Raw genomic sequence first — 8231 nt, forward strand, 5'->3', positions numbered from 1 at the left:
CCGACCGGCTCGCCCGGATCGATCCGGGCGGCGATCTCCAGGGCCACCGTGAGCGCGGCGGCGATCGCCTCGCCCTCGGTGGCCGAGGGCGGCGGCGGGCCGCCGGGCTGGCACGCCGCGTCGTTGTCGTTCTTGAGCAGGAAGAACGCCGAGTTCACCGAGAAGAGCGCCATGGTGGCGCGCAGCCGGTCCTCGAAGGCGGCGCCCGGGCCGTGCACCAGGTGCACCATCTTGATCATCCGGGCCCGGAACTCCAGCCCTGCCGGGGACTCGCGCAGCGCGGGCTGGTTCTCGTGGAAGAAGCGCAGCAGCGGGGCCCGCTCGGCGATCCCGGCGGCGAACCGGCGGACCAGTTCGTCGCGGACCGCGGGGCTCCACGACTGCTGCTCGCCCCACGCGATGGTCTCGTCGATCGGCGCGGCCATCGACTCGACGATGCCGTGGACGATGTCGTCCTTGGTCTTGAAGTGGTAGTACAGCGCCGCCTTGGTGACCCCGAGCCGGTCGGCGATCTCGCGCAGCGAGGTCTTCTCGTAGCCCTGCTCGGAGAAGAGCTCCAACGCGACCGAGACGATCCTGGCCCGAGTGTCACCGCGGGGGCTCTGCGACGTTGTCATTGGCTTCGTGGCCTGCCTGTTGAGCTGGGAGGGGAACCGGCTCGATCGGGTCTCACCCGACCACACCGCATGGACATTCTCGCCGTCCAGCCGGCCGTGGCCGAATTCGGCTTGACGCCCGGCTTACCCAGACCTTACCGTGCGATCTGACCAATAACTAGCCGGTCGGCAAGTAAGCACAGCGAAGCACAGCACGACGCCGACAACAAGAGGGTCGTCAGCAGCGGGCACCACGTGCCGGCAGACGGTCCGGACGCGCATTCGGGAGAGGCACCATGGCACAGCAGCAGGTCGACGCAAGGGCGGCAACCCCGCCCGGAGGCGTCGCGGGGGAGGCCGGCGAGGAGCGGCCGAACCGTTCGCCGAGGGAAATCCGCCTGGTGATGATCGGTCTGGTCATCACCATGATGCTCGCGATGCTCGACAACCTGATCGTCGGCACCGCGATGCCCACCATCGTCGGTGACCTGCACGGGGCCAACCACCTCTCCTGGGTGGTCACCTCGTACACGCTGGCCACCGCTGCCGCGACCCCGATCTGGGGCAAGCTCGGCGACCTCTACGGTCGCAAGGGCACCTTCATGACCTCGATCGTGATCTTCCTGGTCGGCTCGGCGCTGGCCGGACTGTCGCAGAACATGAACGAGATGATCGCCTTCCGCGCCCTCCAGGGCCTGGGCGCCGGCGGTCTGATGGTCGGCGTGATGTCGATCATGGGTGCGCTGGTCTCGCCCCGCGAGCGCGGCAAGTACCAGGGCATGTTCGCCGCGGTGATGGCCGTCGCCACGGTCGGCGGTCCGCTGCTCGGCGGCTTCATCACCGACCACTTCAGCTGGCACTGGATCTTCTACATCAACCTGCCGCTCGGCATCATCGCGCTGGCCGTGGTGATGGTCACCCTGCACCTGCCCAAGGTCCGCTCCAACGCCCGGGTCGACTACCTCGGCGCCCTGCTGCTGACCATCGGCATCACCTCGCTGGTGCTGATCACCACCTGGGGCGGCACCCAGTACGCGTGGGGCTCCAAGCACATCATCGGCCTGATCGTGCTGGCCGCCGCCTCGCTGATCGGCTTCTGCTACGTCGAGGCCCGGGTCCAGGAGCCGATGCTCCCGCTGGGCATGTTCCGCAACCGCGACTTCACCGTGGTCTCGGTCATCGGCTTCATCGTCGGCTTCCTGATGTTCGGTGGCGTCACCTTCCTGCCGCAGTACCAGCAGATTGTGCAGAACGCCTCGGCCACCAACTCCGGCCTGCTGCTGATGCCGATGATGTTCGGCATGCTGGTGGTCTCGCTGGTGGTCGGCCAGGTGGTCACCAAGACCGGCAAGTACCGGATCTTCCCGATCATCGGCACCGTGGTGATGGGCGGCGGCTCGCTGCTGATCTCCACCATGGGCGTCGACACCACCCGCCTGACCTCCAGCATCTACATGGCGGTGCTCGGCGCCGGCATGGGCTTCCTGATGCAGATCTGCATGCTGGTGGCGCAGAACAGCGTGTCGCTCAAGGACATGGGCGTGGCCAGCTCCACCGCCACCCTGTTCCGCACCATCGGCGGTTCCTTCGGTGTGGCGCTGTTCGGCTCCATCTTCACCAACCGGATCACCGACAGCCTCAAGAAGAGCCTGCCGGGTGCCGGCGGCCAGGGTGGCGGCGGCATCGACCAGATGACGCCCGCCCGTCTGCGCGCGCTGCCCGTGCCGGTCCAGGACGCCTTCCACCACGCGTACACCAACGCGACCCACTCGGTCTTCCTCTGGGCCGCCGGGATCAGCGTGATCTCGATCGCCGCCGCCCTGTTCCTCAAGGGCACCCCGCTGCGCGGCACCGGCCAGCCCGCCGAGGGCGCGTCGGAGGGCAGCAGCATGGAGGCGATGGCGCACTGACGCCACCTGCCACCGGATGCGCCGACGGCCGGCTCCCGCACCTCGCGGGGGCCGGCCGTCGGCGTGTTCGCGGGCCTTGTTCGCAGGCCCTGCGGACAGGGTCTGTTCACGGGTCCTAGAGCGGCAGCCGGTAGCTCCCCCGGCCCACCGGTTCGACCAGGCCGTCGATGATCAGCCCGTCCAGCGCCCGGGAGCGCTGCACCGGATCCGGCCAGACCGCGTCCAGCCGGTGCTGCGGGACCTCGCCGTGCGCCTCGCGCAGCACCGCGAGCAGCTTGCCGCGCACCTGGCGGTCGGTGCCCTCGTAGCTCTGGCCGCGGCGGGCCGGACCCTGGTGCGGCGGGCGGCCGGCGCGGTCCCAGGCGCAGTGCGGGCGCAGCGGGCAGGCCCCGCACTCCGGGCTGCGGGCGGTGCAGACCAGCGCGCCCAGCTCCATCACGGCCACCGCCCAGGTGGCGGCCACCTCGGGGTGGTCGGGGAGCAGCTCGGTGGCGGTGCGGCGCTCGGCCGCGGTGGTGGCCTGGGCGGGGTACTCGTCGCCGGTCACCGCGCGGGCGAGGACCCGGCGGACGTTGGTGTCCAGCACCGCGTGGCGCTGGCGGAAGGCGAAGGAGGCGACGGCGGCGGCGGTGTACTCGCCGACGCCGGGCAGCGCCAGCAGTTCGGCGTGGTCGTCCGGCACGGCGCCGCCGTGCCGCTCGACGATCGCGGTCGCCGCCGCGTGCAGCCGCAGCGCGCGCCGCGGGTAGCCGAGCCGGCCCCACATCCGGACCGCCTCACCGGGCGGGTCGGCGGCCAGCGCGGCCGGGGTGGGCCAGCGCTCGAGCCACGCGGCGTAGGCCGGCAGCACCCGCTTGACCGGGGTCTGCTGGAGCATGAACTCGCTCACCATCACCGCCCACGGCGAGGCGTCGGGGGTCCGCCAGGGGAGGTCCCGGGCGTGCTCCCGGTACCAGTCGAGCACGATCGAGTGCAGCAGCGGGGCGGGGGTCACAGGAGTTGTCGCCATAGCGTCTTCGATCCTCGCACATACCCGACCGGCGTAGCGCCCTCCCTCGAACAGCGGAAATACCGGATGATCTGAAAGATCGACCGCCGAGTGCGGTGTTGGTGCGACGAGCGGTGCTCCGCCTCTCGTAGAGTTTGATCGTGCCTTCTCTGCGTCAGCCCGTCGGACCCCTGCCCGCCTCGATCTACTGGCGGCGTCGGGTCGTTGTCATTGCCGCGTTCGTGGTGGCGGTGATCCTGATCCTGTGGATGACGATGGGTCAGGGCGGTGGTGACAAGCAGCCGGCCGCCAAGCCGCTGGCAGCGCCGAACACACCCACCGCACCCGCGTCGATCACCCCGGGTGCCACGCCGACCGGTCCGGCGATCAACAGCTACCCGGGCGGCAGCAGCGGTGGCAGTGGCGGCGCCTCGGGCGGTGGCGGTGCGACGAGCGGCGGCGCCTCGGGTGGCGGTGCGGGCGGCGGCACCGGGGGCACCGGCGGCGGCAGTGGCACCGGCGGCTCGGGCGGCAGCGCCGCGGGCGGCACCGGGGGCTCGGGCAGCACCGGTTCGGGCGGCAGCGGCGGCTCGGGCGGCGCCCCGGCGATCAACACCAGCGACGTGATGGCGCTGCCCGCGTGCATCGCCTCGCAGCTCACCCTGGAGCTGGCCGGCACCCAGGAGTCCTTCCAGCCCCAGGACAAGCCGACCTTCGAGCTGAAGATCCACAACGCCTCGGGCAACTCCTGCCGGGTCGACCTCAGCCAGACCGCCTCGACGATCACCGTCAGCTCGACCACCGGGCGGATCTGGTCCTCGGCCGACTGCCCGACCGACAAGCAGAGCCGGTGGGTCCAGGTCTCCCCGGCCAACGTGCTGACCGAGACCTTCACCTGGGACCGCTCGTACAGCAAGCCCGCGTGCCCGAGCCCGACCGCCAGCACTGCGGCGCCGATCGGCAAGTACTCGGTGCAGGTCGACCTCACCGGCCCGGCCGGTGGCCCGATCAAGGCGCTGATCACCACTCAGCTGGTGGTCGCGGGGTCCTGACAGATCGTCCTGACGGTCCGTCCGATTCCTCAACTGCCGCTCGACGCAACCGGTTACCGCAAAGCCGAGCACGGGTGGCCCACTGCTGGGTAGCGTGGCTCCATGGTCGAGAAGCGGGAAGACGAACGCGACAAGCAGGCCTGGGGTGTGCTGGCCTGGCTCCTCATCCTGTTCGCCATCGGGTTCGTCGTCTTCGTCGTCGTCGACTTCGTCCAGCACGGCTTCGCGTCGGACTGCAGCTCCTCCTGCGGCGGAGGCGGGGGCGGCGGCGGCGAGTGACCGGTCAGGCGGCCGGATCCTGCTGATCGGGCCACGGGAACACCCGCCGGCCCCCTGTCGGACGTGGTCGGACGCAGGTCAGACGTAACGTTCCAGGATCGAGGACTCGGCCAGCCGGGAGAGCCCCTCGCGCACCGAGCGGGCCCGGGTCTCACCGACCCCCTCGACCGTCTGCAGGTCGTCGATGCTGGCCGCGAGCAGCTTCTGCAGCCCGCCGAAGTGCTCGACCAGCCGCTCGATCACGGTGTTCGGCAGCCGCGGGATCTTCGCCAACAGCCGGTAGCCGCGCGGCGAGACCGCCGAGTCCAGCGACTCGGGCGAGCCGGAGTAGCCGATCGCCTTGGCCACCGTCTGCAGGTCCAGCAGCTCGGCGTGGGTGAGCGCCTCCAGGTCGGCCAGCACCTCGGGCACGGTGCGCCCGCGCTTGGCGGCGCGCTCGGGGAAGTAGTCCCGGGCGACCAGTTCGCGCTCGGGCTCGACGCCGGCGATCAGCTCGTCCAACTGGAGCGAGAGCAGCCGGCCGTCGATGCCCAGTTCCAGGACGTAGCCGGCGATCTCGGCCGCGATCAGCCGGACCATCTCCAGCCGCTGCGCCACCGCGGTGACGTCCCGGACCGTGACCAGGTCCTCGATCTCCAGCGCGGAGAGGGTGCCGGCCACCTCGTCCAGCCGCAGCTTGTACCGCTCCAGGGTGGCCAGCGCCTGGTTGGCCCGGGAGAGCACGGTCGGCGAGTCCTCCAGCACCCGGCGGGTGCCGTTGACGTACATCGCGATCAGCCGCATCGAGTGCGAGACGGCGACCACCGGGAAGCCGGTCTGCTTGTTGACCCGCTCGGCGGTGCGGTGGCGGGTGCCGGTCTCGTCGGTGGGGATCGAGGCGTCCGGCATCAGGTGCACCCCGGCGCGGACGATCTTGGTGATGTCCTTGTCCAGCACCACCGCGCCGTCCAGCTTGCACAGCTCGCGCAGCCGGGTCGCGGTGAACTCCACGTCCAGCACGAAGCCGCCGGTGCAGAGCGCCTCGACCGTCTTGTCGAAGCCCAGCACGATCAGGCCGCCGGTGTTGGCCCGCAGCACCCGCTCCAGACCGTCGCGCAGCGGTGTCCCGGGCGCGATCGCCTGCAGCGAGGAGCGCAGCAGGGCCTCTTCGCGCGGGGACTTCTCGACCCGGTCGCTCGCTGCCACATGACTCCTTAGGCCGGCGGATCCGCGCCACCCGGTGGCCCCGGTCCCTCGTTCGCTACTGCCCGTTCTGGTACCGGACAGGGCAAAGTCTACGGTGCGGCCACGCTGACGGACCCTCGGTCAGCCCAGTTCGTCCGAATCGACCGGCTCCCAGCCGGTCATCAGATCCTCCGGCCAGGCGGCCGGAGCCGGTACCGACGGCGTTCCGTTCGTCTGCGAACGCTGCTCCGAGCGGGGCTCTGTCCGAGCTCGACCGGAAGCCCGGCGGCGGCCCGGGATCGCCCGCAACGCCTCCCCGATGTCGGCGACCTCGACCACCTTCATGCCCGGCGGCACCTTGCCCGGGTCCGGCGGGACCAGGGCGTGGGTGAACCCGAGCCGGTGGGCCTCGGCCAGCCGGCGCTGCACCCCGGTCACCCGGCGCACCTCACCGGCCAGGCCGACCTCGCCGATCGCCACCAGGTTGCTGGGCAGCGGGGTGTCGGTCGAGGAGCTGGCCACCGCCAGCGCCACCGCCAGGTCGGCGGAGGGCTCGGTGAGCTTCACGCCGCCCACGGTGGCGGTGTAGATGTCCTGCTTGCCGAGCTTGACCCCGCCGTGCCGCTCGACCACCGCCAGGATCATCGCGATCCGGGGCGACTCCAGGCCGGAGGTGGTGCGGCGCGGCGAGGGGATCTGCGAGTCCACCATCAGCGCCTGCACCTCGGCGACCAGCGGGCGCTTGCCCTCCAGGGTGACGGTCAGGCAGGTGCCGGGCACCGGCTTGTCGCGGCGGGTCAGGAAGAGGCCGCTCGGGTCGGCCAGGCCCTCGATGCCCTCGTCGTGCAGCTCGAAGCAGCCGACCTCGTCGGTGGCGCCGTACCGGTTCTTGACGCCGCGGATGATCCGCAGCCGGGCGTGCCGGTCGCCCTCGAAGCTCAGCACCACGTCGACCAAGTGCTCCAGCAGCCGGGGGCCGGCGATCTGGCCGTCCTTGGTGACGTGGCCGACCAGCAGGGTGGCCATGCCGCGCTCCTTGGAGGCCCGGATCAGCGCGCCCGCCACCTCGCGCACCTGGGCCGGGCCGCCGGGGGCGCCGTCCAGCTCGGCGGAGGCGATGGTCTGCACCGAGTCCAGGATCAGCAGGCCCGGGTTGACCTGCTCGATGTGGCCGAGCACCGCCCCCAGGTCCTGCTCGGCGGCCAGGTAGAGGTGCTCGGAGAGGGCGTTGATCCGGTCCGCGCGCAGCCGCACCTGACCGGCCGACTCCTCGCCGGTGACGTAGAGGGTGCGGTGGCTGGCGGAGGCGGCCTTGGCGGCGACGTCCAGCAGCAGGGTGGACTTGCCGACGCCGGGCTCGCCGGCCAGCAGCACCACGGCCCCGGGCACCAGGCCGCCGCCGAGCACCCGGTCCAGCTCCGGCACGCCGGTGGAGCGGGCGGTGGCCACCTGGCCGTCCACCTGCCCGATCGGGCGGGCCGGCGCGCTGACCGGGCCCGCGGCGGTGGTGCGGATCGGGACGGCGCCGTACTCCTCGACGGTGCCCCAGGCGTTGCACTCGGGGCACCGGCCGACCCATTTGGGCAGCTGGTTGCCGCACTCCGTGCAGCGGTAGGCCGGACGGGGCTTGGCGGAGGTCTTCGAGGTGCGGGCTGCCATGGGGGTCACGGTAGCGGGTGGGGGTGACAGTCGGGGGCGCCTGTGGATGACGGGGCGGGCGGCGGTGGACGGTGGGGAGCGGGGTGGGGCGCTGGGCGGGCGGTGCGCGGGGGGCGGGTGGTGGGCGGGGCTTGGGGGCGTGTGGCGGGCCGCGCGCGGTGTTGTTACCCGAAAGAAGGACAAGCGGCCCGTGTGGCCGGGCCGGGGCGGAACACCTCCCTACCGTCGGGAAGATGAACCACCGTCCGGACCCCCCGGTGCCCCCGGCGCCGTCCACGGCCTTCGAGGGCCTGCGCGACGGCCTCTACACCTACTGCCTCTCGGTGCTCTGCGACCTGCCGGCGGCGCTCGCCGCCCTCGACGAGACCCGGGAGCTGGCCGCCGCCAACGCCGCCCGGCTGACCGACCCCGGGCTGCGGCGCGCCTGGCACTACGCGGTCGCCCGGTACGCCTGCCTGCGCCGGCTGGGGGCGGGGACGGAGCCGCTGGCCACGGGGTCGGCGGCGACGGAGCCGCTGGCCACGGGGTCGGCGGCGACGGGGTCGGCGGCGGCACGGCCTGCACCAGCAGGGCCGGCGGCGGC

Annotated in this window: 7 protein-coding genes and 1 pseudogene; 4 read left to right on the forward strand and 4 right to left on the reverse strand. The window is 72.1% G+C overall.

What is annotated here, in order from left to right; genetic code table 11:
- Window positions 1-560 (reverse strand): TetR/AcrR family transcriptional regulator (locus ACQRUO_RS37300; RefSeq protein WP_428320621.1); only part of this gene is annotated, 560 nt, incomplete at its 3' end.
- A gap of 332 nt (window positions 561-892) precedes the next feature.
- Here ACQRUO_RS37300 and ACQRUO_RS37305 point away from each other — a divergent pair.
- On the forward strand, window positions 893-2506 hold the full coding sequence (locus ACQRUO_RS37305) for an MDR family MFS transporter (RefSeq protein ID WP_428320622.1): 1614 nt from the start codon (window positions 893-895) through the stop codon (window positions 2504-2506).
- A 115-nt stretch (window positions 2507-2621) separates the two neighbouring features.
- Here the strand turns inward: ACQRUO_RS37305 and ACQRUO_RS37310 are convergent, their stop codons facing one another.
- Window positions 2622-3515: an A/G-specific adenine glycosylase gene (locus ACQRUO_RS37310; protein ID WP_428320623.1), complete on the reverse strand. Its 894-nt coding sequence runs from the start codon at window positions 3513-3515 to the stop codon at window positions 2622-2624.
- Window positions 3516-3655: 140 nt separating this feature from the next.
- Between ACQRUO_RS37310 and ACQRUO_RS37315 the strand changes: the two genes are divergently transcribed.
- Both ACQRUO_RS37315 and ACQRUO_RS37320 read left to right on the forward strand, forming a co-directional pair.
- Window positions 3656-4546, forward strand: a complete 891-nt coding sequence (locus tag ACQRUO_RS37315; protein WP_428320624.1) for a hypothetical protein — start codon at window positions 3656-3658, stop codon at window positions 4544-4546.
- Window positions 4547-4648: 102 nt separating this feature from the next.
- Window positions 4649-4825: a hypothetical protein gene (locus ACQRUO_RS37320; protein WP_428320625.1), complete on the forward strand. Its 177-nt coding sequence runs from the start codon at window positions 4649-4651 to the stop codon at window positions 4823-4825.
- A 78-nt stretch (window positions 4826-4903) separates the two neighbouring features.
- Here ACQRUO_RS37320 and disA read toward each other — a convergent pair whose 3' ends face one another.
- Together disA and radA are read right to left on the reverse strand one after the other, a co-directional pair.
- Window positions 4904-5962, reverse strand: a complete 1059-nt coding sequence (disA, locus tag ACQRUO_RS37325) for a DNA integrity scanning diadenylate cyclase DisA (protein ID WP_428320627.1) — start codon at window positions 5960-5962, stop codon at window positions 4904-4906.
- Window positions 5963-6130: 168 nt separating this feature from the next.
- Window positions 6131-7648: a DNA repair protein RadA gene (gene radA, locus ACQRUO_RS37330; protein WP_428320626.1), complete on the reverse strand. Its 1518-nt coding sequence runs from the start codon at window positions 7646-7648 to the stop codon at window positions 6131-6133.
- A 233-nt stretch (window positions 7649-7881) separates the two neighbouring features.
- Here radA and ACQRUO_RS37335 point away from each other — a divergent pair.
- Window positions 7882-8231, forward strand: a pseudogene (locus ACQRUO_RS37335) (sigma-70 family RNA polymerase sigma factor); the annotation flags it as partial.

It is taken from the genome of Kitasatospora sp. LaBMicrA B282 (genome assembly GCF_050325825.1).
In the GTDB taxonomy this organism is placed as follows: domain Bacteria; phylum Actinomycetota; class Actinomycetes; order Streptomycetales; family Streptomycetaceae; genus Kitasatospora.